Origin of the sequence: Dactylosporangium siamense (assembly GCF_016862795.1) — a bacterium.
In the GTDB taxonomy this organism is placed as follows: Bacteria; Actinomycetota; Actinomycetes; order Mycobacteriales; family Micromonosporaceae; genus Dactylosporangium; species Dactylosporangium siamense.
The window spans coordinates 93,661-118,916 of record NZ_BONQ01000069.1 but is presented as its reverse complement, the minus strand read 5'-3'; the positions used below and the strand labels follow the sequence as shown (position 1 = coordinate 118,916).

The following is a 25,256-nucleotide window of genomic DNA, read 5'->3' as shown; positions in this document are numbered from 1 at the left end:
GGACCGGCACGCCGGACGCAGGAGGCTCACCCGGAACGGATGACGCGCGGTCACCACAATGATCGGCAGCGTTCCCGCTATCGCCCGTTGCTTCGACGGGCGGGGGAGGGGATGAGCCCAGGATGAGCGCGCTTGTCGGCGAGATCGAACTCCGCGGTGAGAACGGGTTCGAGCTGAGCCTCAGGGGTTACCACCGCGCCCAGGTCGACCGCTACGTGGCCACCTTGCAGATGCGGTTGACCACGGTGGAGACGGAGCTTGCCTCGGCGCGCTACCGCGAGCAGCAGCTCGCGGGCAGAGTCGAACGGCTCAACACCGAACTGCGCCAGTGCACGTGCGGCGACGAGAGCTCCAAGGCCGTCGGAGGCCGGATCCAGCAGATGATCGAGCTGGCGGAGCAGGAGGCGGACGCGCTGCGCAAGCAGGCCGCCGAGGAGCTGGACGGTGCCCGGGTCGCGGCGGAGGCGATGCTCGCGGACGCGCGCAAGCACGCCGAGGACGCGATCCGCGACTTCCAGACCGCACTGGCGCAACGCCGCTCCGAAGAGGCCCGCGCCGAGCAGTCCCGCCGCGTGCAGTGGGACACCCGCCGGCAGCGGCAGCGCGAGGCGGCCGAGAACCTCCTCGCGACGACCCGTTCCATCGGCGCCGAAAGCCTGCAGACCACCCGGAGGCTGCTGGACGCGCTGTCCGAACAGCACGCCAAGCTGACCACGGAGGTCGAGACCGCGGAGAAGGAGATGGCCGACCTGTCCAATGCCTGAACGACCGTACTGCCCCGTCCCGGTGCCCGGTGTCCGCGAAGACACCGGGCACCGCCCTGTTCCGGGCCGGCTCGGGGTTGCTCGGACTTCGGTGGTCTCAGGCGAAGACCTCGTGCAGGTGGTCTTCCTGCTCCTTGGACAGGTTGGTGTGGAGCAGCTTCGGCCGCTCGCCGGCGAACGCGTCGCGGACCCGGTCCACCACCACGTCGGTGGTCAGCAGGAACAGCGCCGAGGTCCCGGGCTGGATCTCGTCGCGGGCCCGTTTGATGAACTCGTCGTCGATCCCGACGTCCCTCAGCGAACCCGCGAGCGCGCCCGCGGCCGCGCCGACCGCCATGCCGAACAGCGGGATGAGGAAGATCAGGCCGAACAGCATCCCCCAGAACATGCCACCGAGCGCACCGCGGGCGGTGAGGTTGTGCAGCTGGCGGGTCTTGGGCTTGTTCGAGCCCTCCGCCCAGGACACCGTCGCGGCGTCCTCGACCTTCACCAGGCCCTCCTTGGACAGCTGCTGGAGCTTCTCAGCGGCCCGTTCGGCGCCTTCCGGCGTCTCGAACTTCCAGACGGTCAACGTGGCCATCGCCGTTCTCCGTTTCCGTGACGTGTGTCGACGTTTCCGTGACGTGCGTCGACAGGTAGATCGAGCGTCGCGGCGCCGGACGACGTCCTGCCCCACCTGTGCGGAGTGACGATGTGCCCGCTGGCCGATCACCCCGCCGGGGTGAGGACGCATCACTCTGACAGCCAGCAGGATTCCTGCCATGAACGAACTGCGGGCGGCCCTGATGGTGACTGCTGCACCATCCGCGATGGTCCGCCCGTTCCCGCCAGCCGCGGGCGTCACGTCGTCGGTGGTCCCCGACGTGACGACCCAGCTGGAGCGTCAGGTGAACACCGTTGAGCAGGGGGTACTCAACGGGGCAGGAGGAGCGGTGGACACGGCCCGCATCCTGCGCACCGGGCGCTCTTCAGCGAGGGCGGCGGGAGCCGATGGGTGGGCGGCTGATCCGGAGGAGGCCGCCCACCCATCGCAAGTCACCTAGGACGTCTGACACCGAAGGACGGCGCGAGAGGCGCCGACGCGCTCCCAGGCCCGCGTCGGCGCCTCAAACGTTTCCACGCGACGAACGCGACGAACGCGACGAACGCGACGAAGGTGGCTGCCACGGGGGCAGCCACCTTCTGTTCTTCTGTACCTCTTCTTCCCGCGTGGGACCCCCTCGGTTCAGATGATGCCGTAGTCCGACGTGGGGGCGGCGTGCGCGCCGCGCGGCGGATCGGACCAGCGACCCGTGTCGGCGTGCCGGCCGGTCGTCTCGCCCATGTCGCCGTACCGCGGGAACTCGCCCTGCCCCGGATCGCCGCCGCCGCCGTGCCGGGCGGTCTCCCCACGGGCCGGTTCGCCCGGGTGCGCGCCCTCGTTGGGCCGGGCCGTGGACCCCGGCCGCCCCGACTGGTAGGGACCACCCGGCGGGTACGGGCCGACGTTCGGCCCGGACGTCGGACCCACGCCGTGTGCGGGCACCCCGGACGGCCGCCCGGCCGGGTGGCTCGGCGACGTCGGGGAGTTCATCGGGATGCCGCTGCCCTGTCCCTGGTAGTCCGGCTGGTAGCCGGGCTGGTACTCGGGCTGATATTCGGGCTGGTACTCGGGCTGGTACTCGGGCTGGACGTCGCGGTGCGGCTCCCGCTCCGCCCGGTGGACGCCCGGTTGCGCGCCCGCCGCCGCCATGGTGGTCGCGGCCACCGCCGGCTCCAGCGAGTCGTCCCAGTGCACCGTGAGCGCGAACAGCACCACCACGCTGAGCGTGATCATCAGCAGCGACCAGACCGGGTACGCGCCGAGCGACCCGACCTGGATCAGCGCGTGCAGCGCCACGATCACGATCGCCGCCACCCGGGCGGCGGTGTTGCGGGTGAACAGCCCGATGCCGGCGGCCAGCAACAGGCCACCGAAGGCCAGCATGAGGATGCCCCAGCCGGTCAGGTTGACGATGACGAGACTGTCGCCGTCGATGAATGCCACCTGGTTCCGCAGCAGCGCGACGAGTCCTTCGAGCACATTGAGGAGCCCGAGCACGACGAGCATGACGGCCGCGAAGGTGACCCAGCCGAACCACACGGTTCTGCTCCTGGTCATGGCCTCTGTGTTCCTTCCTCTGCACGAGCGGGACACCGGCAGGAGGCAGGTAGGCCAAGGGAGCAGGTTCGTCGTCCGGCCGCGGCGGACAAGAGAGGAGGCGCCGCGGCCGGATCCGGCGAAGCTCGTGTGGCGACCTCCCTCCCTTGCGGAAATTGCGAACCGGTGCTTTTGGACCGAACGTTGCCGGGGATCCGGATGACCGGGCATCACCCTGCCCGTGTGAGCCGGGGTGCCCGTTCATCGATCCGTCCATCGATCAACTGCCCGTCACCCGCACCGGGTGAGGACTTCTCACCCGGCGGCGCCAGCACAATGCGGTCGTGGAGATGGCCTGGATACCTGGTGGCACGTTCGCCATGGGGGCGGATGGCTTCTATCCGGAAGAGGCGCCGGTGCGCAAGGTCACCGTCGACGGCTTCTGGATCGACTCGCATCCCGTGACGAACGCCGAGTTTGCCCTGTTCGCGCAGGAGACCGGCTACGAGACGGTGGCGGAGCGCCACCCCGATCCGGGCCCTGAGCCGGGCCCGCAGCCGGGCTCGATGGTCTTCGTGCAGCCACCGGGTCCGGTGCCGCTGCGCGACTGGCGGGTGTGGTGGGAGTTCCGTCCCGGCGCGTCCTGGCGACATCCGTGGGGCCCGGATTCCGACATCCGGGGGAAGTCGGCGCACCCGGTGGTGCACGTCGCCTACGAGGACGCCGCCGCGTACGCCCGTTGGGCCGGCAAGGACCTGCCCTCCGAGGCGGAGTGGGAGTTCGCCGCCCGTGGTGGGCTCGAGCAGTCGGTGTACCCATGGGGTGACGAGGCCGAGCCGGGGCGTGCCAACATCTGGCACGGCATCTTCCCCTGGCTCGACCGCAGCGACGGCGGGCACGGCACCAGCCCGGTCGGTGCGTTCGCCGCCAATGCGTACGGGCTCTTCGACGTGGTCGGTAACGTGTGGGAGTGGACGTCGGACTACTACCGGTCCGGCAACGCGAGATTCGATCTGGGTGACGACCCGCTGCAACCGCAGGGTGAGATCGCGGACAACCCCCGCGTCGACACCCCGGCAGGGGCGGCCGTCTATGCCAGCCGGGTCGTCAAGGGTGGCTCCTACCTGTGCTCCACCGGCTATGACCACCGGTTCCGTCCCGCCGCCCGGCAGCCGGAGGCGGTCGACAACGGCAGCTGCCACGTCGGCTTCCGCTGCGTCCGTCGCCTCGGGTGAGCACGCAGCGTCATTTGTTCACCCCCTACGGGTGAGGCGTCCTCACCTTTAATCGCCTCACAATCCCGTGGTCATCCGCCGTGCTGCGGTGGGTGGGAGGGGGCGAAATACGTTGGGGCAGAAGACGCTTGTAGACACGATCACCCGTCCCGCGCTGCACTTCGCAGTGCCTGAGCCGCCCCGCTATCACGTGCCACGACCGCGTCTTCTGGACGCGCTGGATCGGGCGGTGGCGGGGCCTTTGACATTGATCTCAGCTCCGGCGGGGTGGGGCAAGACCACCCTGCTGGCCGAGTGGGTGGCGGCGGGGCGATCACCCTGGCCGCTGGCGTGGTTGACGGTCGAGGCGCACCATGGCCCACGCTTTTGGGAGCACGTGCTGGGTGCTGTCGCCGCGGCGACCGCGGAGCACCAGGTCACCGCGGCACCCGCCGACGGTGGCGAGGCACTCGACGAACTGATCGTGCTGCTGCGCCGGCCGGGTCCGCCGGTGGTCGTGATCCTGGACGACCTGCAGGAGCTGTCCGTCCCGCGGGTGTGGGGTGAGCTCGAGACGCTGCTTTCCCAGGCGGGTGACCGCCTGCGTCTCGTCATCGCCTGCCGGACCGACCCGGCGCTCACCCTGTATCGCTTCCGCATCCGCGGAGCGCTCGCCGAGCTGCGCAACGGGACGCTGGGCTTCACCCTCGACGAGACCGCGCAGATGCTCAACGCGCACGGCGTCCGGCTCGCCGAGTCGGCGCTGGTCGAGCTGCACGCGGTGATGCGAGGCTGGGCGGCGGGACTGCGACTCGCCGCCCTCGCCGTGCAGGGGCACCCGGAACCCGACAGCCTGGTGCCCCGCTTCGCGCTGCAGGACCGGGCGCTCGGCGAGTACCTCGTCGGCGAGGTCTTCGACACGCTGCCGGAGGACATCCGCGAGGTCGTCCTGTGCACCTCGGTGCTCGACCAGGTCAGCGCGGAGCTCGTGGAGGCACTCACCGGCCGGGTCGACGGCGCGCGGATCCTCGCGCAGCTGGAGCACTCGAACCTGTTCGTGGTGCAGGGCAGTGGCAACGCCGGCATGTACCGGTGCCACCCGCTGTTCGGTCTCATGCTCTACGACGAGCTTCGCCACCGCCGGCCCGAGCAGGTCCGCCAGTTGCACCGGCGGGCCGCGGACTGGTTCGCCGCGCACGACCTGCCGGCCGACGCGCTGCGGCACGCGCTCGCCGCCCGCAACTGGGACCAGGCCTCGGACCTGCTCGCGGCGAGCTGGCAGGAGCTGGTGCCCGGGGCGCGGCTGCGGACCATCAAGGAACTGGTCCCGCCGCCTCCGCAGGAGGTCCGCAACGACCCGCGGCTCGCCCTGGCGTTCGCGGCGGAGCGACTGGACGCCAGCGACCCGCAGGGCACGGAGACGTTCCTGCACCTGGTCGACCGTTCCCAGCACACCCTCGTCGAGTCGGCCCGGGTGGCGCTGCGACCCATCGTCGACAGCTTCCGCATGGCCGAGGCACACCAGTCCGGCAAGCCCGAGCTGATCCTGGCCACGGCACCGATGCTGTTGCGCGACGACATGGGCCTCGACGACCAGGACACCGCCCGGATGCGGGCCCTGGCGCTCGTCGCCGTCGGCGGTGCCCGGCTGTTGCAGGGTGACCTGGCGGCGGCGGAGCTCGCGCTCACCGAGGCGCTCAACCTGGCCCGGCGCTGCGGCGGCGTCCAGTCCCAGCTGGCCGCGCTGCGACAGCTCGCGCAGCTCAACGCGACCCGCGGCCGGCTGTCCGCGGCGATGCGCTACGGCAAGGAGGCCCTGGCCCTCGCCGACCGCGAAGGCCAGACCCAGGGCAGTGACGTGGTCTGGGCCCAGCTGACCGTCGCCGAGGTCTGCTACCTGCAGGCCCGGGTCCGGGCGGCCGAGCACTACCTGGACCGTGCCCTGGACGGCGGCGGTCTCGCCGACCCGGGCCTGGTGGCGGTGGCGACGATGTCCCGGGCGCACATCCGGGCCGCCGCCGGCGACGCCAGGGCCGCCTGCACCGAGCTCGCCGCGATCCGGCGGCAGCTCGCGGACTGGCGGTACACGCCCCGGCTCCAGCACTGCGTCACGCTCGCCGAGGCCGAGCTGCGGCTGGCCGCCGGCGACGTGGAGGCGGCCAAGCGGCTGCTCAACCTGGAACCGGTCGAGCTCCTCGCGCCGTGGCTGGGTGTCGTCCGCGCGAAGGCCCACCTCGCCGAACGTCGGCCGGCGGCGGCCCTCGGCGCGGTCCAGCCGTTCCTGGAGTACACCACCGGCTCGCTGGTGTGGACGGTCGACGCGAACCTCACCTGCGCCCGGGCACTGCGGGCGCTCGGTGACCGGTCCAAGGCCGGCCGCGCTCTGGAACAGGCGCTGCGCTGCGCCGAGGACGAAGGCATCCGCTGGCCGTTCGTGGCCGGCGGCCAGCCGGTCCGGGAGCTGCTGGTGACCTACCTGCCGGCGGGCAGCGGATACCGCGGCGTCGCCGAGGACATCGCGACCGAGCTCAACGGCTTCGGCCGCCCGGCCGCGGTGGCGGGAGAACTGGCCGAACCACTCACCGAACGCGAACTGGCCGTCCTGCGGTACCTGCAGGGCACCCTGTCCGCGGGCGAGATCGCCTCGATGCTCTACGTGTCCGTCAACACGGTGAAGACGCACATGAAGAACATCTACCGCAAGCTGGGGGTCGGCAGGCGGCGAGAGGTGATCGAGCGGGCCCGGGAACTGAACCTGCTGTAGGCGGTTCACCGGACCCACGAAGGGCGGCCCCCGGGAATTCCCGGGGGCCGCCCTTTTCGGCGTGGGGTGGGTGGGGAGTGCGGCTCCGAGAGGAAAGGAGAGGGGGGCCCGGTGCGCGCCCGCACCCGACAAAAGAACGGCGGCGCCCACGTCGTTGTGGGCGCCGCCGTCGGCGGTGGGGCTGTTCCGAACTACTGGGTCACGTACGGCCGGGCGCCGATGGCGGCGAGCTCGTCGGCGATCTCCTCGTCGTCCTCGACCATCACACCCTCGATGATCGCGGTGTCGGCGGTCGCGGCGATCAGCACCGGCAGCGGGTCCATCAGCGGGTCGAGCGAGGCGCGCTGAACGGGGACCAGCGACTCCTCGACCGGCTCCGCCAGGGCCATCGGGACCGTGGCGTGGCCGACCGCGCGGACCCATGAGGTGGGCGAGTCGAAGTCGATGACGTCCAGGTCCACGTCGACGTGCAGCGCCTCGACGGCCGGCTCGAGCTCCTCGACGATGTCCACCAGGATCACGTCCTCGTGGCGCACGATCGGGCGGCCGGCCTTGTGACGGCCCCGGTACCGGTCGGAGCGGCTGTTGCGCCGCAGCGCGAGCTTCGTGACCGAGGCGATGGGGATCTCGGCCGGTTCGGCGTCGGGGCCGGCCGCCTTGCTCCTCGCGACCGTGAGGATGAACAGGATGATCACGTCGAGCGTGACCATGAGCAGCGACCACGCCGGGTAGGCCCGGAGCATGGCGAGCTGCGAGATCGCGTGCAGGGCCACGACGCTGATCGCGGCGGCCCGGGCGCTGCCTTTGCGGGCGCGCAGCGCGAGGCCGGTCGCGCCGAGCAGCACACCGAGCGTCACCGTCGCGGCCGCCCAGGTCGTGGCGCTGGTGAACGCCACGTCATTCTTGTCGAAGCCGATGCCGCCACTGGCGAATCCCACCAGCAATCCTTGCGAGACGTTCAACGTGCCGACGAGCGCGAGCATCGTCGTCCCGAACATGGTCCATTCCTTCACCACACCGCCGCCGCTGTCCATCCGCCGTACTCTCCCTACTGCCTCTGCCGTCTGCTGAATCGGTTTCACCAGGGGATAAACAAGCGGGAAATACGTGCGGGCCGTGCCGGCCCCGGTCGAAACCAGGACCGGCACGGCCTATCTCCCCCGTTGTTATCTGTTCCCCCCGGAACAGGCCCGGATGGACGTTGCCGAACGCGCCGCCCGCGCGCCCGGAACGTCCACGTCGTGCCTGGGAACATGATTGGAGGTAGGCGGGTGAGCAGGGATCACCCTCGATGGGTGAGGTTCCGGGTCATCTGGCGACCGGCTCGGCGGCCAACAGGCAGGCGTCGTCGTCGGGGTTGCCGCGCCGGGCGCCGTCGAGGGCGCGGTCCATGCGCTCGTCCGGCGCGGAGGCGCGCATCGCCGCCCGCACGTCGTCGACCAGACCCTGGACCCCCTGGTCGATGGCCTGGTCACGGCGCTCGACGACGCCGTCGGTGTACATGAAGAGCAGCTCGCCGGGTTCGATGCGCACGGCGGCGTGCGGGTACGCGGCGCCGGCCTCGACCCCGAGCGCCATGCCCGGCGGCTGGCGCAGCGGCCAGACCCCGTCGGCGTTGGCCCGCAGGATCGGCAGATGGCCGGCGCGGGCCCAGACGAGCATCCGGTCGGCGGGACTGAACCGGCCGCAGACGGCGGTCGCGAGCATCGTCGTGCGGCGGCGGCACAGCATCCGGTTCAGGGAGGCGAGGATCGTGCCGGGTTCGTCACCGGCGAGGGCGAGGGACGTCATCGACGCCCGCAGCTGACGCATCGTGCCCGCCGCGTCGGGACCGTGGCCCATCACGTCGCCGACGGCCAGCATCACGTCGCCGCCCGGCAGGGCGATGCCGAGGAACCAGTCCCCGCCGACGCCGGCGATCGTGTCGGCGACCGCGTATCGCACGCCGACCCGCACACCGTTGACCGCAACATCCGTCGTCACCACGTCACACCCCTGAGCCTTCGTCGGTCGACGGCCGGAGCACCGGCAACCGCCCATATCGTGGCCCTCACGACCGGGTGGGTGGCTCGCCCGGAAAGGGTGGTTGCCGGTGGTGGTCGCGCCACACCACCGGGTGAGGCCTCAGATCAGGCTCAGTTCACGGGCCCGGCGCACCGCGTCCCGGCGCCGGCTGACGCCGAGCTTGCGGTAGACGTGCCGGACGTGGGTCTTGACCGTGTTCGTCGACACGCTGAGCACGGCGGCGATCTCCGCGATGGACAGCATGCTGCGCAGGTACAGCAGCACCTGCGACTCCTTCTCGGTGAGCGGGTCGGCCATCGCGCCGGCGGCGCCGGGCGCGGACCACGCCACCAGGCCGTCCGGGACCGGCTCCTCCGGCGGCACGGTGGCGGGCGGCGGGGTGGCGGGCGGCTGTGCCCGGTCGTCGGCCAGGCCGGAGCGCTCGTCCCGCTCCAGCTCACGGGGGTGGGTGACGGCCAGCACCGGCGGCGACGCGAGGACCTCCGCGATCCACGTGGCGTGCCCCTGGAACGGCCGGCGGATGCCTTCCGGCCCGGCCATCCGCAGCGCCTGGTCCAGCTGGTCCGACGCGCCGGCGACGTCGCCGAGCTGCCGCAGGGCCTGGGCCAGCACGACCGTCGCGGTGACGACGGTGACCAGCGAGCCGGGCCCGTTGACCAGGACCCGGTCGGCCACCTGCGCGGCGGCGGCCGGGCGGCCGTCGGCCAGGTGCAGGCGGGCGAGGGTCAGCAGCGGTTCGTCGGCCTCGGGCCAGTGCCGCAGCGCCTCGGCGATGACCGCGTGCGCCCGGTCCAGCCGGCCGTCGTGCAGGCACAGCTCGGCGTGCAGCGCCCGCGCGGTGACGTCCGCGTAGCGGGGCATCGCGCCGACCCGGCTGTCCAGCAGCGGTTCGAGGGCCTCGAGGGCGCCGCCGTGGTCGCCGCGGTCGAAGAGCAGCAGCGCGAGCGCGATCGCCCCGCTGACCCACCCGTTGGGGTCGGGCACGGCGTTGGCGTTGACGCTCTCCTCGATGTGGAAGCGGGCCTCGTCCAGCTGGCCGCGCTCCCGGCAGACGGTGGCCAGCACCAGGCGGGCGTAGCTGATGTTGCGCGACTCGGCGATCCCCGCGTCGCGGCAGCTGTCCAGGACCCGCCGGGCGCAGGCCGCCGCCGCCGACAGCCGCCCGCGGCTGAGGTGCGTGAGCGCCTGCAGGCGGTTGGCCTGCACGGTGAGCAGGTTGAAGCCGGACTTGCGGGCCAGGTCGGCGCCGTGCTCGAGGGCCTCGTCGGCCTCTTCGAGCCGTCCGTCGGCCACCGCCGCACCGGAGAAGGTCAGGTGCGCGACGGCGCGGGCCGCGGCGGTGAAGTCCGCGTAGACGTGCTCGTCCGCCGCGTCCTCGGTGCGCTCCAGCAGCCGCGCCGCCGCCGCGCCGGCGCGTTCCGGGCTCTCCGCCGCGACCGCCTCCGCGAGCCGCATCGCCGCGAGGACCTCGGCCTGCACGGCGGTCGGCGCCTCGCCGAGACCGCGTTCCCCGAGCCGGATGAACGCCGACATGCCGACCAGGTCGCCGGTGTCCCGGCAGTACAGGGCGAGGGCGAGGGCGAGCATGGGCCGCTCGGCGATGTCCGGCGGCGGCTGGGTCCCGTCCCGCGCCGTCATCGCCCGCGGTCCCGACCCGGCCAGCTCAGGCCAGTACTGGACGAATAATCGCTCGGCCGAGACCCAGTCGCTGCCGGCGATGGCGTGGGTCAGGGCGTCGCTGGGCAGCCCGTTGGCGGCGTACCAGCCGGCGGCGGCCCGGTGCAGCGCCCGCTCCTCGGCGAAGGGCAGCGTGCTGCGCAGTTCGGCACGCAGCATGGCACGCAGCAGCCGGCGGTAGCGGTACCAGGAGTGCGAGCCGCCGTAGAAGCTGGCGAGGGCGTTGGCGCGGCTCATCTGGGCCAGCAGGCGGGCGCCGCCGCGGCTGCCGGTGAGCGCCTCGACCAGGCCCGGGCACACCGTCTCCAGGATGGACGTGCGCAGCATGACCTCGCGTATCTCGGGGTCGAGGTGCTGCAGGATCTCGCGCCGGACGTACTCGCTGAGCCCGACCTCCTCGTTGAGCCCCGCCTGGCCGAGGATGATGTCGGTGACCATCCGCTCCGGCTCGTGCCGGCCGACCATCGCGGAGAGGATCACCGCGACCGCCGCCGGCCAGCCCTCGGTCACGTGCCACAGGGCGAAGCGGAAGTGCTGGGCGAGGCGGACCCCGTAGCCCTCGGCGAGGCCGGACACCTCGTCCTGGGTGAGCGCCAGGTGGTCGGTGCGCAGTTCGTGCAGCTGGCCGCGGACCCGCCACCGGTAGAGCGACAGCGGCGGCTCGGTCCGCGCGAGGATGAGGAAGCTGATCCGGTCGCCGAGGCGGGTGATGAGCCGCTCGAGCCGGCGCAGCACGGTGTGGTTGGTGACGTGGTGCAGGTCGTCGAGGACGACGACGGCGCGCTCGTGGTGGTGGGCGTTGCTCCTCGCGTTGGTCCAGGCGTAGGTGGCCGGGTCGACGGCGATGCCGGCGGCGGTGAGGGCGTTGGTCAGCTGCCGCCAGGCCGTGGCGCCGCAGTTGACCTCGAACCGCACGTAGGCGGCCCGGCCGGGCGCGCGACCGGCATGGATCCACGACGCCACCAGGGCGGTCTTGCCCCAGCCGGTCGGCGCGCAGAGCAGGGTGACCGGGTGCGACACGGCGGCGTCGAGGTGCTCCATGAGGCGGTCCCGGCTCAGGTGTACCGTCGGCAGCGCGGGCGTGTCGCCACGCGGTGCGACCAGCGGCGCCTCGACCGGCCGGTGCGGCGCGTTCCAGCTGCGGAACCGTTCGGCCGCGTCGTTGTGCGCCAATATGTCAAGAGTGCTCTCGCGTGGAACGCCGTGATGGCTCGTTTGCACCGTCACTCCCGAAGACGCGGTTTCCGACGTGCCGGTCAGCCCTTCCCGGAGGGTGGTAATGGTCGGACAACTGACGCCGACCACCATAGAACTCCGACCCGTCCGGAGGGGAGCCTCACATTCGCCTGCGTCGATTGCATAGCTACAAACATTGACGACCATCGTACAGTTGAGCGCTCTACGTGTCGATAAATGTCGATTGATAACAGGGTCTTGCCGTACGCCGTGTGCGCGGCGGGTGGCGCGATAGGCGCACTTCGTCCGGTTTTGCTGTGAGCGTCAGTTGTTACTGCGCGTCTTGTGGCTACACAGCGTGATCCCGGGGCTGGACGGCATCCGGGGTGCCTCGCAGAGCTGGGGGGAATGGCCCGTTTCGACCCGTGGCGGACCCGTCCTGCACGACTGCGAAGATCCTCCCACTTGCCGACCCGGCGTGTCGCCACGCGATGCTACTGAGGTCATCGTTCCTAACTACTTACGACAGCGCCGCAAAGACGACTTTGTTGCGGATAATTACAACGGTGTCATCAGCAACACTCCTCATAGGTGTCGGAACCGTTGCTCAAACGCATGCCATTCTGCAAGTTGCACGTCCTGACAACCGGCATAGAGGGCATTCCAGGCGCACGCTGTGACCGGCGCGGCCGCCGCCGCCGTTGCGCCTCCGCCCGGTCGTCGGTTTGGATGGTTCGTCCGCGAATGTTCCAGGACCGGAGGTCCGGTGTACGACCTCAACAGCCTCTCGTTGAGCGAGATCGTGCGCTGCGGGACGGATGTCCGCGCGGCCGCCGCCGCGGCGCATGACCTGCCGGCGGCGCTGCGGGCCGTCGCGGCGCTGCTGTGCGACCGGATCCGCGACGGGGACGGCCGCGGCGGCCGCGACGGGCCGGCGTTCGCCTGGCTGCACCTCGCCGCCGGCGGCGAGGCGATCACCGTCGGCGGCCCGCCGGCAGCCGGTGCCGCGGCCCTCGCCGCGCCGCGGGGGGTCACGCTGCACGAGGCCGACGACTATCCGGTCCGGGTCGTGCTCGCGGTCGGCGGCGCCGGCTACCGGCTCCTCGCCGGGGTCACCGCGCGGCTGGACCCGGAGACCGCGCAGCTGTTCGAGCTGATCGGCGGCAACCTGTGGATCGGCCTGCAGCGGCACCTGGGCACCGGCCCGGCCGAGCGCGAGGAGGCGCTCGGCGACCTCCTCGCCGCCGTGGAGCGGGCCGCGGCGCTCCAGGCGACCCGCCTGGAGCAGACCGTCGCCGAGCTCGGCGACGCCGCCGGCCGGCTGCGCCGCAGCCAGCAGGAACTGCGCGAGCGGGAGGCCCGGCTGCGGGATGAGACCAGCCTCGTCGAGGCGCTGCACGCCGTCGGCACCGACCTGTCCTCGGAGCTCGACGTCGACCGGGTCGTCCAGCGCGCCACCGACGTGGCGACGAGCCTCACCGGGGCGGCGTTCGGTTCGTTCTTCTACAACGTCACCGACGAGGTCGGCGAGTCCTACCTGCTCTACACCCTCTCCGGGGTGCCGAGGGAGTCGTTCGCGAAGTTCCCGATGCCACGCAACACCAAGGTGTTCGACCCGACGTTCCGCGGCGTCGGGCACCTGCGCAGCGACGACATCACCAAGGACCCGCGCTACGGACGCAACGAACCGTTCTTCGGCGTCCCCGAGGGACACCTGCCGGTCGTGAGCTACCTGGCCGTGCCCGTCGTGTCCTCCACCGGTGAGGTGCTCGGCGGCTTCTTCTTCGGCCACCCGCGACCAGCCCGCTTCACCGCGCGGCACGAACGCCTCGCCGTCGGCGTCGCCGCGCACGCCGCCGTCGCGCTCGACAACGCCCGCATGTACCTGCGGCAGCGCAACGCCGCGGTCGAGCTGCAGCGCAGCCTCCTGCCCCGGATCCCGCGGCTGGACGGGCTCGAGGTGGTCTCGCGGTACCTGCCGGCGGCGAAGGGGGTCGAGGTCGGCGGCGACTGGGTCGACCTGGTGCCGCTGTCGGCCGGCCGGGTCGCCCTCGTCGTCGGTGACGTCATGGGCAAGGGCATCCGCGCGGCCGCCGTCATGGGGCAGCTGCGCACGGCGATCCGCTCGTACGCGTCGCTGGACCTGTCCCCGGGCCGGCTGATGCGGCAGCTGAACACGCTGCTCGCGACCGACCTCGACACGGAGATGGCGACCTGCCTGTATGCCGTCTATGACCTGGTGCACGGGACCCTGAGCTACGCCAACGCGGGGCACCTGCCGGCCGTCGGGGTCCTGGAGGGCCAGCCGTCGCGGCTGCTGACCGGGCCGGTCGGGCCGCCACTGGGCACGGTCGACTTCCCGTACACGGAACAGGTCGTGGCCGTGCCGCCCGGCGAGGCGCTGCTGCTGTACACCGACGGCCTGGTCGAACGGCGCGACAGCAACATCGAGGACCGGCTCGCCCACCTGCAGGTCCGCGTCGCCCTGCACCCGCGACCGTCCCTGGCCGCGCTCGACGACCTCGTCGCGGGGATGGTCGACCCGGCCCACCACGAGGACGACATCGCGGTGCTCTACGTCCGGCAGCCGCCGGACGAGGTGCCGCTCACCGCCCGGGCGACCTACCCGGCGTCGGCGGAGCGGAGCCGGACCGCCCGGCGCTTCGTGGAGCAGACCCTGCTCGGGTGGGGCGTCCCCGGCGAGCGGGTGGACACCGCGGTCTCGGCCGTCGCGGAGCTGTTCGCCAACGCGGCCACCCACGCCCGCACCCGCACGGTCGAGCTGCGCCTGCACCTGCTGCCCGCCCACATCGCGGTCGAGGTCTTCGACCAGGACAACCGGCTGCCGTTCCTGATCGAGCCGGCCTTCGACGACGAGCACCACCGCGGCCTGCACATCGTGCGCGCCACCTCGGACCGCTGGGGCACCCGCGTGGTCGCCGACGGCAAGATCGTGTGGGCGGAGATCCCGCTCCGCCCACACTGAACCGCGTGCGTCAGCCCTGCAGCCGGGCCAGCTCCTCCTCGACGATCGACTCGTCGAGCTTCTTGAACACCGGCGTCGGCGCCGCCAGGGCGGTGCCCGCGACGATCTCCTGCGGGGTCCAGGTCGCGCCGGTGGTGTAGTCGCCGGTCAGGATCGGATACGTGATGCCGTTGTCCAGGTCCTCGACCTCGTCGATCCGCGGCATCGGCGCGTGCACCCCGGCGCCGCCGAGCAGCTCGTGGATCCGCTGCGCCGCGTGCGGCAGAAACGGCGTGAGCAGCGTGTTGCAGTCACGCACCGCCTGCAGGGCGACGTGCAGCACGGTGCCCATCCGGTCCTTGTCGTCCTTGAGCTTCCACGGCGACTGGTCGGAGAAGTACTTGTTGACCTCGCCGACGATGCGCATCGCCTCGTTGATCGCCGCCTTCTGCCGGTGCTTGGCCAGCAGGTCGCCGACGCTGCCGAAGCCGGCGCGGACCGCCGCCAGCAGCGTGGAGTCCTCGGCGGTCAGCTCGCCCGCGGCCGGGATCTCCCCGAAGTTCTTCGCGGCCATCGAGATCGACCGGTTGACCAGGTTGCCCCAGCCGGCGACCAGCTCGTCGTTGTTGCGGCGGCGGAACTCCGACCAGGTGAAGTCGGTGTCGGTCGCCTCCGGGCCGGCCACGGCGATGAAGTAGCGCAGCGCGTCGGCGTCGTAGCGCTCCAGGAAGTCCCGCACGTAGATGACGACCCGGCGGGACGAGGAGAACTTCCTGCCCTCCATCGTCAGGTACTCCGACGAGACGACCTCGGTGGGCAGGTTGAGCGCGCCGAGCGAGCCCGGCTTCGGCGCCGAGTAGCCGAGCAGGATCGACGGCCAGATCACCGAGTGGAAGACGATGTTGTCCTTGCCCATGAAGTAGAACGCCTCGGCGTCCGGGTCCTGCCACCACTTGCGCCACGCCTCGGGGTCACCGGTGCGGCGGGCCCACTCGACCGACGCCGACAGGTAGCCGATGACCGCGTCGAACCACACGTAGATGCGCTTGTCGTCGCGGTCGCGCCAGCCGTCGAGGGGGATCGGCACGCCCCACTCCAGGTCCCGGGTGATCGCCCGCGGCTGGAGGTCGGCGATGAGGTTGCGGGAGAACTTCAGCACGTTGGGCCGCCAGCCGTCACGCGTGTCGAGCCAGGCGTTGAGCTGGTCGGCGAACGCGGGCAGGTCCAGGAAGAAGTGCTCGGTCTCCACGAACTCCGGCGTCTCACCGTTGATCTTCGACCGGGGGTTGATCAGCTGGTCGGGGTCGAGCTGGTTGCCGCAGTTGTCGCACTGGTCGCCGCGGGCGCTGTCGTAGTGGCAGATCGGGCACTCGCCCTCGATGTACCGGTCGGGCAGCGTCCGCCCCGTCGACGGCGACCGGGCGCCGAGGGTGGTCTTCGCGATGATGTACCCGTTGTCGTGCAGCCCCTGGAAGAGCTCCTGGACGACCTGGTAGTGGTTACCTGTGGTGGTGCGGGTGAACAGGTCGTACGTCAGGCCGAGCCCGTGCAGGTCCTCGACGATGACGCGGTTGTACCGGTCGACGAGCTCGCGCGGGGTCACCCCCTCCGCGTCGGCCTGGACCTGGATCGGGGTGCCGTGCTCGTCGGTGCCGGAGACCATCAGCACGTCATGACCGGCCATCCGCATGTAGCGGCTGAACACGTCGGAGGGGACCCCGAAGCCGGACACGTGACCGATGTGGCGCGGCCCGTTGGCATAAGGCCAGGCGACCGCGGCGAGAACACGACTCATGACCTGCAAGCGTAGTGACCCGTCCCCGCGTTCGGCGAACGGATAGTTTCTCCCGACACGCTAGGGTAAGTCCGAAATTTCGGATAAAGCCCGTTGTCCAATGGGAACGTGGACGACGAAGCAGCGTGGTGGCGCGGCCAGGCCGCCGGAATCCCGCCCAAGGCCCCAGACTCCGACGGGTTCCCGTTGTGGCCCACCACGACGACGACCACGGTCCGGGCACCCTCGCCCGACGGTGAGCACTCCAGCTCGCAGTACGACTCGCAGTACAGCGGGTCCGGCAGTGAGCCTGGCAGTGGGCCCGGCAGTGAGTCCGGCAGTGGGCCCGGCACCGAGCCCGCCGGTGTGCCGGGGACCGCCGTCGTGCCCGCCGGCCTCGCCCACGACCTCGTCGACCCGGCCGCCCACGACGCCGGCGCCGCCGCGGTCGTCGAACACCTCCAGGTCGCCACCACCCGCCTGGAGGAGACCGCGGCGCAGCTCGCCGACGCCGGCGAGAGCTGGCCCCCACCCGCGATGCGCGTCATGCGCCGGCCGCGCGACGCCGCGGTCACCTCGCCGCCGCCGAAACGCTCGCCCCGCAAGGTCCGCCGCCTGCGCAACCCCGCCTTCGGCCTGCCCGCGATGCTGGTGATCGCCCTGCTGGCCGGGTTCTTCGCGTGGACCAGCGCCGAACCGTTCTGGCTCGACATGGGCCAGGGCGAGCACGGCCACGCCCAGATCACCCGCTGCAAGGGCGACGGCGTCCTGCGCCGCTGCTACGCGACGTTCCAGTCCGACGTCCGGGCGGCGGTGGCGGGGGTACCCCTCGTCGGCGCCGACGACGCCCCCGGCACCACCCTCGACGCCCGCATGCGCGCCGGCGGGCGGATCGCGTACGCCGGCAACCCGTCGGGGCTGCGCGTGCGCTGGACGGTTGGGCTCGCGCTGATCCTGCTGTGCGGCGCCGCGCTGTGCTGGGCCACGGGGGCCGGCCGCCTGGGCCGCCTCCGGACCCGCCTCGCGGCCTACGCGGTGACGGTCGCCGCGCCGCTCGTCCTCGGCCTGGGCGTGCTGATCGCCAGCTACTAGTTGACCTTGGACACTTTGTCGGGTCCTGGGTGACAAAGTGTCCAAGGTCAACCGGACGTGGAAGTTTCAGGCGTGGGCGGCCGCGTACACCTCGCGTCTCGGCAGGTCGAACCGGGTCGCCACCTCCGTGATCGCGTCCTTCTTCGTCGCGCCCGCGGCGACCAGCGCGGCGACCGACGCGGACAGGGCCTCATCGCTCGGGCGCTCCTGCTGGACCGCGGGCGCGCCGCCGACGACCAGGGTGATCTCGCCGCGGGCCGACGCCGCGTCCTGCGCCAGCTCGCCGAGCGTGCCGCGGCGGATCTCCTCGTAGGTCTTCGTCAGCTCGCGGCACAGTGCCGCCGGGCGGTCCGCGCCGAAGGCGGTGGCCAGGTCGCGCATGGTGTCCTCGACGCGGTGCGGGGACTCGAAGAAGACCAGGGTCCGTGGTTCGGCCGCCAGGGACGCGAAGTACGCGCGCCGCTCGCCCTGCTTCCGGGGCGGGAACCCCTCGAAGCAGAACCGGTCGCAGGGCAGCCCGGACACGGCGAGGGCGGTCGTGACGGCGCTCGGACCGGGTGCGACGCTCACCGGTACCCCCAACGCCACCGCCGCCCGCACCAGCCTGAACCCGGGGTCGGAGACGCTGGGCATGCCGCCGTCGGTGACGACCGCGACGGTCGCCCCGCCGGCGAGCAGGTCCGCGAGCTCGGGCGTGCGGCGCTCCTCGTTGCCCTCGAAATAGCTGACGAGCCGGCCGCCGATGGTGACACCGAGGGCCTGGGCGAGGCGGCCCAGCCGGCGGGTGTCCTCGGCGGCGACGATGTCAGCGGTGGCGAGGACCGACCGCAGCCTGGGCGAGGCGTCCTCGGGATTGCCCAGCGGAGCTCCGAGCAGAATCAATGGCACATGTGCGATGGTGGCATCCCACCGCCTACGATCGCGCAATGACCTCGGTGCTGACCGACGCAAGCCAGACGCCGCCGCCGGCGGTTGAGCCTTCCCCGGTCCATGCGGTTGACGACGCGGTGCGTCGCCGGCTCGCCCGGCCGGCGCGTGCGACGCCGGGGTTCTGGTTGGCGGCGATCCTGGTCACGGGGATCGGTCTGCTGCTGCGGATGGTGAATCTGTCGCATCCGAAGGAGACGATCTTCGACGAGGTCTACTACGCGAACGAGGCGTGGGACCTGTTGCAGCACGGGGTGGAGTGGAACCCGGAGGACAGCACCCCGCAGTATGTGGTGCATCCGCCGCTGGGGAAGTGGATGATCGGGCTCGGCGAGCAGATCTTCGGGTACAACTCGTTCGGGTGGCGGATCGCGGCGGTCACGGTCGGGGTGGTGTCGATCCTGCTGATCGTCCTGGCGGCGCGGCGGTTGTTCCGTTCGACGTTGCTGGCGGCGACGGCGGGGTTGTTGATGTCGCTGGACGGCATGCATTTCGTGCTGTCGCGGGCGGCGTTGCTGGACATCTTCCTGATGTTCTGGATCGTGGTCGCGTTCTACTTCCTGGTCCTGGACCGCGAGCAGCGCCGGGCCAGGTGGCTCGCGGCCCTGGAGCGCGGCGTCGACCCGAGCCGGCCCGGTGCCGGCAACCGGCCCCACCTCGGGATCCCCTGGTACCGGCTGGCCTGCGCCGTCTCCCTCGGCCTCGCCTGCGGCGTCAAGTGGAGCGCGTTGTGGTACGTGCTGCTCTTCGTCGCGCTGACGCTGATCTTCGACATCAGCGCCCGCCGCGCGGCCGGTTCGCGGCACTCGATCCGCGACGGCATCCTCGACGACGGCGGCTGGATCTTCGCCGTGTTCGGCCTCGCGCTCGCCGCCTACCTCGTGACCTGGACCGGCTGGTTCCTCTCCGACGACGGCTACTTCCGGCACTGGTACGCGCAGACCAACGGGCTCTCGAGCGACCGGCCGATCATCGACCCGCTGTACAACCTGTGGCACTACCACCACGAGGCGTACAAGTTCCACACCGGGCTCAGCACGAAACACCAGTACCAGTCCTGGCCCTGGATGTGGCTGCTGCTGGGCCGCCCGGTGGCGTTCTACTGGAACACCGACGGGCCGTGCGACGCGAGCAGCTGCGCCTCGGAGATCCTGCTGCTCGGCACGCCGGTGCTGTGGTGGTCGTTCCTGCCGGCGCTGATCGCGCTGGGCTGGCTCGCGATCGCCCGCCGCGACGGCCGTGCCTGGCTCATCATGGTGTGCGCCCTCGCCGGCATCGTGCCCTGGTTCCAGTCGATGCCCGAGCACCGCACGATGTTCTACTTCTACGCCCTGCCGGCCGAGCCGTTCCTGGTCCTGGCGGTGGTGTACGTGCTGGGCGCGATCATCGGCCCGCCCCGGCACGTGAAGCCCGCCAGCGACCACCGGCTGATCGGGGCGGTCGTCGCGGGCGCGTACGTCCTGCTCGTCGCCGCCTGTTTCTTCTATTTCTACCCAATCTATAGTGGTATGGACATTACGTACACCGAGTGGTTCTCCCGGATGTGGCTCGGATCGCGCTGGGTGTAGCACCACGAGGTGGCTGGGTACCACCACAGTCGACGGACTGCCTTATATTGTTTGCCGCACGGCAAGCAAAGGCTTCGGTCGTGGATGGTGAAGGGCTCGCATGTCCGGCGTTGGCTCCATCGAGAAGGCTTTGCGCACCACACCACCTGATCGCCTGGTGGAGGTGCTCGACGCACACCTGAGCGTGGCACACGGCACGAAGAGCAGCACCGTGTGGCTCGCCGACTACCGCTCCACCACGCTGTCGCCCAGCGGCGACGAACCCGACGCCGCGGACAGCCAGCTGACCGCGGCCACCAGGGCGTTCGCCAGCCAGACGGTCGTCGTGGACGCCCGGGAGGGCCACGCCCTGGCGCGGGTGCACCTGCCGATCACCGCGTGGGGTGAGCGCGTCGGGGTGCTCAGCGTGGTCCTGGACGCCGAGCGGGCGCAGCAGGCCCGGGAAGGGCTGCGCGACCTGGCCGGCACCTTCGCGGTGGCGCTGCAGGCGGCGTACAAGCGCACCGACCGCTACCACCTCGACCGCCGGCGCGGCGGGCGGCTGACGATGGCCGCCGAGATGCAGTGGGACCTCCTACCCGCCCGGGGCTACGACCAGCCCGGGATCAAGTTCGCCGGGCAGCTGGAGCCGGCGTACGCCGTCGGCGGCGACCACTTCGACTGGTCCGTCAACGGCGACTGGCTCACCGTCACCGCGCTCAACGGCATGGGCACCGGCCTGGACGCCGCGCTGCTCAGCACCCTCGCGGTCAACGCCATGCGCAACGCCCGCCGCTCCATCCCCACCGGCCAGAGCGCCCCCGGCGACCTCGCCGACCAGGCCGTCCTCGCCGCCGACGCGATCGCCTCCCAGTACGGCGGCACCCGCCACGTGGCGACCCTCCTGCTGTCGCTCAACATCGCCACCGGCGAGCTGCGGGTCATCGACGCCGGCTCACCCCGCCTGCTCCTGGTCCGCGGCGGCCAGGTCCGCGACATGGTCCTCGACCCGCAGCTGCCACTGGGCATGTTCGGCGACACCAGATACGTCGAGGAGCAGGAGCGACTCCAACCCGGCGACCGTCTCTTCATCGTCAGCGACGGGGTGCACGCCGCCACCCGGCCGAACGAGGCCGCGTACGGTGAGCGTGAGTTGAGTCGTGCCATACGATCGACCCGGTTGCAACCACCGGCCGAGGCCATCGGCAGCGTCATGCGGAGCCTTCGTGACTACCACGCGGGTGCCGAGCTCGCTGACGATGCGCTGATCGTCTGTCTCGACTGGTCGCCCAGAGCCGACCCGTGATCCCCGCGACCCCCGGAGGACGACGTGCGGAGCCGACCCTCACCGCACCCGGCTGGCAGTGACGACGCGGCCTCCTTGGCCGCGGCACTGGTCGATGCCGCGGGTCAGGCACTGGTCCTCGCCACCAGCGCCGCCAACGACAACTCCGGCGTGTCGGCCGCCCAGCTGCGCGTCCTCGGCGTCGTGGACCAGGCCGGCTCGATCAACCTGACCCAGCTGGCGATCGCGCTGCACACCGCGCCCTCCTCGGCCAGCCGCCTCTGCGACCGCCTCGAGGCCGCCGACCTGCTCCGCCGCACCAACGACGACCGCGACCGGCGCGAGGTGTGGCTGGTCCTGACCCCGACGGCCCGCCGGCTGCTGGACGGGCTCGGCCGCCAGCGCCAGGAGACGATCGCCGCCGTCCTGCGCCGCATGTCCCCGGACGACCGGGCCGCCCTGGTCCAGGGCCTCCAGTCGTTCTCCCACGCCGCGGGTACTCCCGTAGCTGGCTCGACAAAAGCGCAGGCCAGCTGAAGCTGTGCTGTTTCTTCCGCGGCGGCCTGCGGCCGGAAGAGCAGTGGGGGATTCTCACCCCACACCCCCAATGCTCGCGTTGCTCGCACGACCTGCGCCCCGAGGGCGCGGTCGACTCGGACGCGTGCGCGTGGCAATTTGAAGACCGGGGGTTGAGGTTTGAGGCACTCAAGGTCTGTCGTCCGGCTCGCCCGCCCTGCGCGCGAGACGACGGAGGCGGGCCCGACCACCGGACCGGGCGCTGCCCCGCCTCCGGGCTGTTGACACGGCGACTACCTGGTTGATGAGTGGCTGCCGCGGGCCACCGATCAACCAGGTAGTCGCGAGGCCCCTGGTGCTGCCACTTTGGTGATCGGCGGGTTTCCGGCTGGAAGAAACAGCCCTACTTACAAGTCGAACCAGTGGTCGTCTTCGCGGGCGTCGGTGACCTCGGCGCCTGGGGCCCAGGCTTCGTACAGGCCGCGCTCCACGCAGTGTGCACCGAGGCGGGCGACGGCGTCGCCGTCCGGGCGGCTCAGGCGGAGGCGGAGCCAGTCGCCCTCCTCGCGGATGACGGTGCAGGGCGCGTTGCGCCAGGTGGCCGACGGGATGCGGCGGGCCAGGGCGTCCAGGGGGTAGCGGGCGGCGCGGGTCTTCGCCGCGACCCGGAACTCGCCGGGCGGGTCGACGATCGCCTCGTACACGTTGTCGCGGTAGCGGCCCACGTACCGGGTCAGGGGCGTGGCGGTCGGGAAGTACTCCTGGTCCGCGGCGATCGTCTCGGGCAGCAGGTGGCGCCACTGGGGGCCGTGCATGCGGCTCCACGCGCGCTGCTCCGGCAGGTACGTGTAGAGCGTCACCTCGGTCCCGTCGCCGGTGTAGGCGACCAGGGACGTGTTGGCCGGGACGGGCAGCTCGGCGAGGTCGCGGGTGACGAACTCGGGCACGATGTGCCGGCCGCTCGGGGCGAAGCCGGTGCCGATGACGGGGGAGCCGAGCCGGTCGTGCGGTGGCATGGAGATGAGGCCGGCGTACGAGTCGGCGAGGGGCACCTCGTAGTCCCACTCGTCCACGGCCCGCCAGCGGATCGCGAAGACGACGCCGCCGTCGGACTCCGGGATGCCGCCGCTGAGGATCGCCAGGTCGATCGGGGTGCGCAGGTGGGCGACGTCGAAGGCGCGGTAGCAGAAGCCGCTGATCGGCCAGCCGCGCAGGTGGCCGCCGAGCTGGCGGCCGGTCAGGAACTTGATCATGCGGGTGCCGCGCCGGATGGCCGCGGTGCGGCGGATCGGGGCGAGCTGGGCGGCGGCGGACGGGGTCTGGGTCAGCTTGTGCAGGCCGGTCCAGTCCAGGGCCCGGGTCACCGGCATGAGCAGCGGCTCGTCCTCGTAACCCGAGAAGCCCGCCGGGCCCGAGGGGCTCGTGAAGGCGGCGACCTCGGTGGCGTGCACGAAACGCCGGAACGGCCAGCGGGCGCCGGGGCGCGGGTTGGGCAGGAAGCCGGGGCCGGGTTGGGTCGCGTACACCTCGAAGGCGGCGCCCTGCGCGATCTCCTCCGCGGGATATGTGGTCCCGTCGAGGGTCACGCTGTGGGTCGCCGACCCTTCCGCATGCCCGATGACTGTCACATTCGCGACGCTAAGGCGGGGTGATGCACCTCAGGTGAACGAATCGTGAACGCCGGACCGGGGGTGGCATGCTTAACGCCGATGAGTGCCAGAAAACACAGCCGGGAGGGCACGTTCCCTCCGCCGCCCGAGCCGCTGCCGGTCGCGGTGCTGGACAGCCACACCCACATCGACATCACCCTCGAGGACGACGGGGTCGGCGGTCCGTCGACCGTGGCCGACGCCATCGCGCTGGCCGAAGCGGCCGGCGTCGACCGGCTCGTGCAGGTCGGAGTCGACGTGGCGTCGTCGCAGTGGGGTGTACAGGTGGCGGAGCGGCACCCCGGTGTGGTCGCGACGGTGGCGTTGCACCCCAATGACGCCCCGCGCCTGCCGGACCTGGACGACGCGCTGCGGGAGATCGAGCGCCTCGCCGCACACCCGCGGGTCCGGGGCATCGGCGAGACCGGGCTGGACTACTTCCGCACCGGCGACGACGGGCGCAAGGCTCAGCACGAGAGCTTCCGGGCGCACATCGGGATCGCGAAGCGGCACGGCAAGACCCTCGTCATCCACGACCGCGACGCGCACGAGGACATCCTGCGGGTGCTGGACGAGGAGGGTGCCCCGGACCAGGTCGTCATGCACTGCTTCTCCGGCGACGAGGCGTTCGCCCGGGAGTGCCTGGACCGTGGCTTCCTGCTGAGCTTCGCCGGCACCGTCACCTTCGGCAACGCGAAGGACCTGCGGGCCGCCGCCGCGATCACCCCGCTGGACGGGCTCCTGGTGGAGACCGACGCGCCGTTCCTCACCCCGACACCGTTCCGCGGCCGGCCGAACGCCAGCTACCTGATCCCGCTGACGGTCCGCGCCCTGGCCGAGGTGACCGGGCACGACCTGGACGCGCTGTGCGCGGCCATCTCCGCCAACGGCACCCGCGCGTTCGGCGAGTGGCGATGACGCTGCTCGGGCCGGCGGAGATCCGGGAGCTCGCCGCGTCGCTCGGCATCCGGCCGACCAAGCAGCTGGGGCAGAACTTCGTCCACGACCCCAACACGGTCCGCCGGATCGTGCGCGCCGCCGAGCTCACCGGCGAGGACGTGGCCCTGGAGGTGGGCCCGGGACTCGGCTCGCTCACCCTCGGCCTGCTCGAAGCGGCGAAGACCGTGTGTGCCGTGGAGATCGACCCGGTGCTGGCCAAGGCGCTGCCCGGCACGGCCGCCCGGTTCGCCCCGGAGCACGCGGACCGGTTGCACGTGATCGAGGGCGACGCGCTGAGGGCCGAGGTCGACCAGGAGCCGACCGCGCTGGTGGCGAACCTGCCGTACAACGTCGCCGTGCCCGTCGTGCTGCACCTCCTGGCGACCCTGCCGTCGCTGCGCAAGGGTCTGGTCATGGTGCAGAAGGAGGTCGCGGACCGGCTCGTCGCCGGCCCCGGCGGCCGCGTCTACGGCGTGCCGAGCGTGAAGCTCGCCTGGTATGCCACCTCGAAGCTGGCCGGCAAGGTGCCGCCGAGCGTCTTCTGGCCGGTGCCGAACGTCGACTCGGGCCTCGTCGCGTTCACGCGGCGGGAGCCGCCCGCCGGCGCCGACCGCAAGGCGACGTTCGCCGTGGTGGACGCCGCGTTCGCGCAGCGCCGCAAGACCTTGCGGGCCGCGCTCGCGGGCTGGGCCGGCGGGCCCGACGTCGCCGAGCGGATCCTGCGGGCCGCGGCGGTCGATCCCGGCGCCCGCGGGGAGCAGCTCACGGTGCAGGACTTCGCCCGCATCGCGAGCCAGCGGCAGGTGCGGGCCTGACGGAGGCG

At 71.8% G+C, this 25,256-nt stretch carries 18 protein-coding genes and 1 pseudogene; 11 read left to right on the top strand and 8 right to left on the bottom strand.

The features are described 5' to 3' along the window. Window positions 1-122: 122 nt before the first annotated feature. Complete coding sequence (locus Dsi01nite_RS22360) at window positions 123-764, top strand: hypothetical protein (protein ID WP_203848162.1); 642 nt, start codon at window positions 123-125, stop codon at window positions 762-764. A 97-nt stretch (window positions 765-861) separates the two neighbouring features. Here the strand turns inward: Dsi01nite_RS22360 and Dsi01nite_RS22355 are convergent, their stop codons facing one another. Continuing rightward, a complete protein-coding gene (locus Dsi01nite_RS22355; protein ID WP_203848161.1) occupies window positions 862-1,344 on the bottom strand; it encodes a DUF1269 domain-containing protein in 483 nt (160 codons plus the stop codon). A 181-nt stretch (window positions 1,345-1,525) separates the two neighbouring features. On the opposite strand from Dsi01nite_RS22355, the gene Dsi01nite_RS22350 reads away from it, so the two are divergent. Then, complete coding sequence (locus Dsi01nite_RS22350; RefSeq protein ID WP_203848160.1) at window positions 1,526-1,807, top strand: hypothetical protein; 282 nt, start codon at window positions 1,526-1,528, stop codon at window positions 1,805-1,807. 182 nt (window positions 1,808-1,989) lie between these two features. Here Dsi01nite_RS22350 and Dsi01nite_RS22345 read toward each other — a convergent pair whose 3' ends face one another. After that, on the bottom strand, window positions 1,990-2,904 hold the full coding sequence (locus Dsi01nite_RS22345) for a DUF7144 family membrane protein (protein WP_203848159.1): 915 nt from the start codon (window positions 2,902-2,904) through the stop codon (window positions 1,990-1,992). A gap of 317 nt (window positions 2,905-3,221) precedes the next feature. On the opposite strand from Dsi01nite_RS22345, the pseudogene Dsi01nite_RS22340 reads away from it, so the two are divergent. Then, window positions 3,222-4,118: pseudogene (locus Dsi01nite_RS22340) on the top strand (formylglycine-generating enzyme family protein); the annotation flags it as partial. 67 nt (window positions 4,119-4,185) lie between these two features. After that, window positions 4,186-6,861, top strand: a complete 2,676-nt coding sequence (locus Dsi01nite_RS22335; RefSeq protein WP_308442083.1) for a winged helix-turn-helix domain-containing protein — start codon at window positions 4,186-4,188, stop codon at window positions 6,859-6,861. A 191-nt stretch (window positions 6,862-7,052) separates the two neighbouring features. Here Dsi01nite_RS22335 and Dsi01nite_RS22330 read toward each other — a convergent pair whose 3' ends face one another. From Dsi01nite_RS22330 to Dsi01nite_RS22320, 3 genes are all read right to left on the bottom strand, one after another. Next, window positions 7,053-7,895, bottom strand: a complete 843-nt coding sequence (locus tag Dsi01nite_RS22330) for a DUF7144 family membrane protein (protein ID WP_203848157.1) — start codon at window positions 7,893-7,895, stop codon at window positions 7,053-7,055. A gap of 274 nt (window positions 7,896-8,169) precedes the next feature. Beyond that, a complete protein-coding gene (locus Dsi01nite_RS22325) occupies window positions 8,170-8,844 on the bottom strand; it encodes a PP2C family protein-serine/threonine phosphatase (RefSeq protein WP_203848156.1) in 675 nt (224 codons plus the stop codon). A gap of 141 nt (window positions 8,845-8,985) precedes the next feature. Then, window positions 8,986-11,736, bottom strand: coding sequence for a winged helix-turn-helix domain-containing protein (locus Dsi01nite_RS22320; protein WP_203848155.1), 2,751 nt, complete (start codon window positions 11,734-11,736; stop codon window positions 8,986-8,988). Window positions 11,737-12,505: 769 nt separating this feature from the next. Between Dsi01nite_RS22320 and Dsi01nite_RS22315 the strand changes: the two genes are divergently transcribed. Beyond that, window positions 12,506-14,725, top strand: coding sequence for an ATP-binding SpoIIE family protein phosphatase (locus tag Dsi01nite_RS22315; RefSeq protein ID WP_203848154.1), 2,220 nt, complete (start codon window positions 12,506-12,508; stop codon window positions 14,723-14,725). 10 nt (window positions 14,726-14,735) lie between these two features. Here the strand turns inward: Dsi01nite_RS22315 and metG are convergent, their stop codons facing one another. After that, complete coding sequence (gene metG, locus Dsi01nite_RS22310; protein WP_203848153.1) at window positions 14,736-16,499, bottom strand: methionine--tRNA ligase; 1,764 nt, start codon at window positions 16,497-16,499, stop codon at window positions 14,736-14,738. Between the two features lie 108 nt (window positions 16,500-16,607). On the opposite strand from metG, the gene Dsi01nite_RS22305 reads away from it, so the two are divergent. Beyond that, the gene (locus Dsi01nite_RS22305; protein WP_203848152.1) at window positions 16,608-17,570 is read left to right on the top strand and encodes a hypothetical protein; all 963 of its coding nucleotides are present in this window, start codon (window positions 16,608-16,610) and stop codon (window positions 17,568-17,570) included. Window positions 17,571-17,636: 66 nt separating this feature from the next. On the opposite strand, the gene rsmI is transcribed toward Dsi01nite_RS22305, so the two are convergent. Further along, a complete protein-coding gene (gene rsmI, locus Dsi01nite_RS22300) occupies window positions 17,637-18,497 on the bottom strand; it encodes a 16S rRNA (cytidine(1402)-2'-O)-methyltransferase (protein WP_373318807.1) in 861 nt (286 codons plus the stop codon). Here rsmI and Dsi01nite_RS22295 point away from each other — a divergent pair. The 3 genes from Dsi01nite_RS22295 (at window position 18,452) to Dsi01nite_RS22285 (ending at window position 21,866) form a co-directional block, all read left to right on the top strand. Continuing rightward, window positions 18,452-20,065 (top strand): dolichyl-phosphate-mannose--protein mannosyltransferase, encoded by a 1,614-nt coding sequence (locus Dsi01nite_RS22295; RefSeq protein ID WP_373318806.1) that lies wholly within the window; start codon window positions 18,452-18,454, stop codon window positions 20,063-20,065. The genes rsmI and Dsi01nite_RS22295 overlap by 46 nt on opposite strands. A 100-nt stretch (window positions 20,066-20,165) precedes the next feature. Further along, window positions 20,166-21,350: a PP2C family protein-serine/threonine phosphatase gene (locus tag Dsi01nite_RS22290; RefSeq protein ID WP_203848150.1), complete on the top strand. Its 1,185-nt coding sequence runs from the start codon at window positions 20,166-20,168 to the stop codon at window positions 21,348-21,350. A gap of 24 nt (window positions 21,351-21,374) precedes the next feature. Beyond that, a complete protein-coding gene (locus tag Dsi01nite_RS22285) occupies window positions 21,375-21,866 on the top strand; it encodes a MarR family transcriptional regulator (protein WP_203848149.1) in 492 nt (163 codons plus the stop codon). 386 nt (window positions 21,867-22,252) lie between these two features. Here Dsi01nite_RS22285 and Dsi01nite_RS22280 read toward each other — a convergent pair whose 3' ends face one another. Further along, a complete protein-coding gene (locus tag Dsi01nite_RS22280; RefSeq protein ID WP_239136082.1) occupies window positions 22,253-23,473 on the bottom strand; it encodes a hypothetical protein in 1,221 nt (406 codons plus the stop codon). An 81-nt stretch (window positions 23,474-23,554) separates the two neighbouring features. Between Dsi01nite_RS22280 and Dsi01nite_RS22275 the strand changes: the two genes are divergently transcribed. Both Dsi01nite_RS22275 and rsmA read left to right on the top strand, forming a co-directional pair. Beyond that, on the top strand, window positions 23,555-24,412 hold the full coding sequence (locus Dsi01nite_RS22275) for a TatD family hydrolase (protein WP_203848148.1): 858 nt from the start codon (window positions 23,555-23,557) through the stop codon (window positions 24,410-24,412). Then, entirely contained in the window at window positions 24,409-25,248 is an 840-nt protein-coding gene (gene rsmA / locus Dsi01nite_RS22270; protein WP_203848147.1) for a 16S rRNA (adenine(1518)-N(6)/adenine(1519)-N(6))-dimethyltransferase RsmA, read from the top strand. The genes Dsi01nite_RS22275 and rsmA overlap by 4 nt, the downstream gene beginning before the upstream one ends. Window positions 25,249-25,256 lie beyond the last annotated feature (8 nt).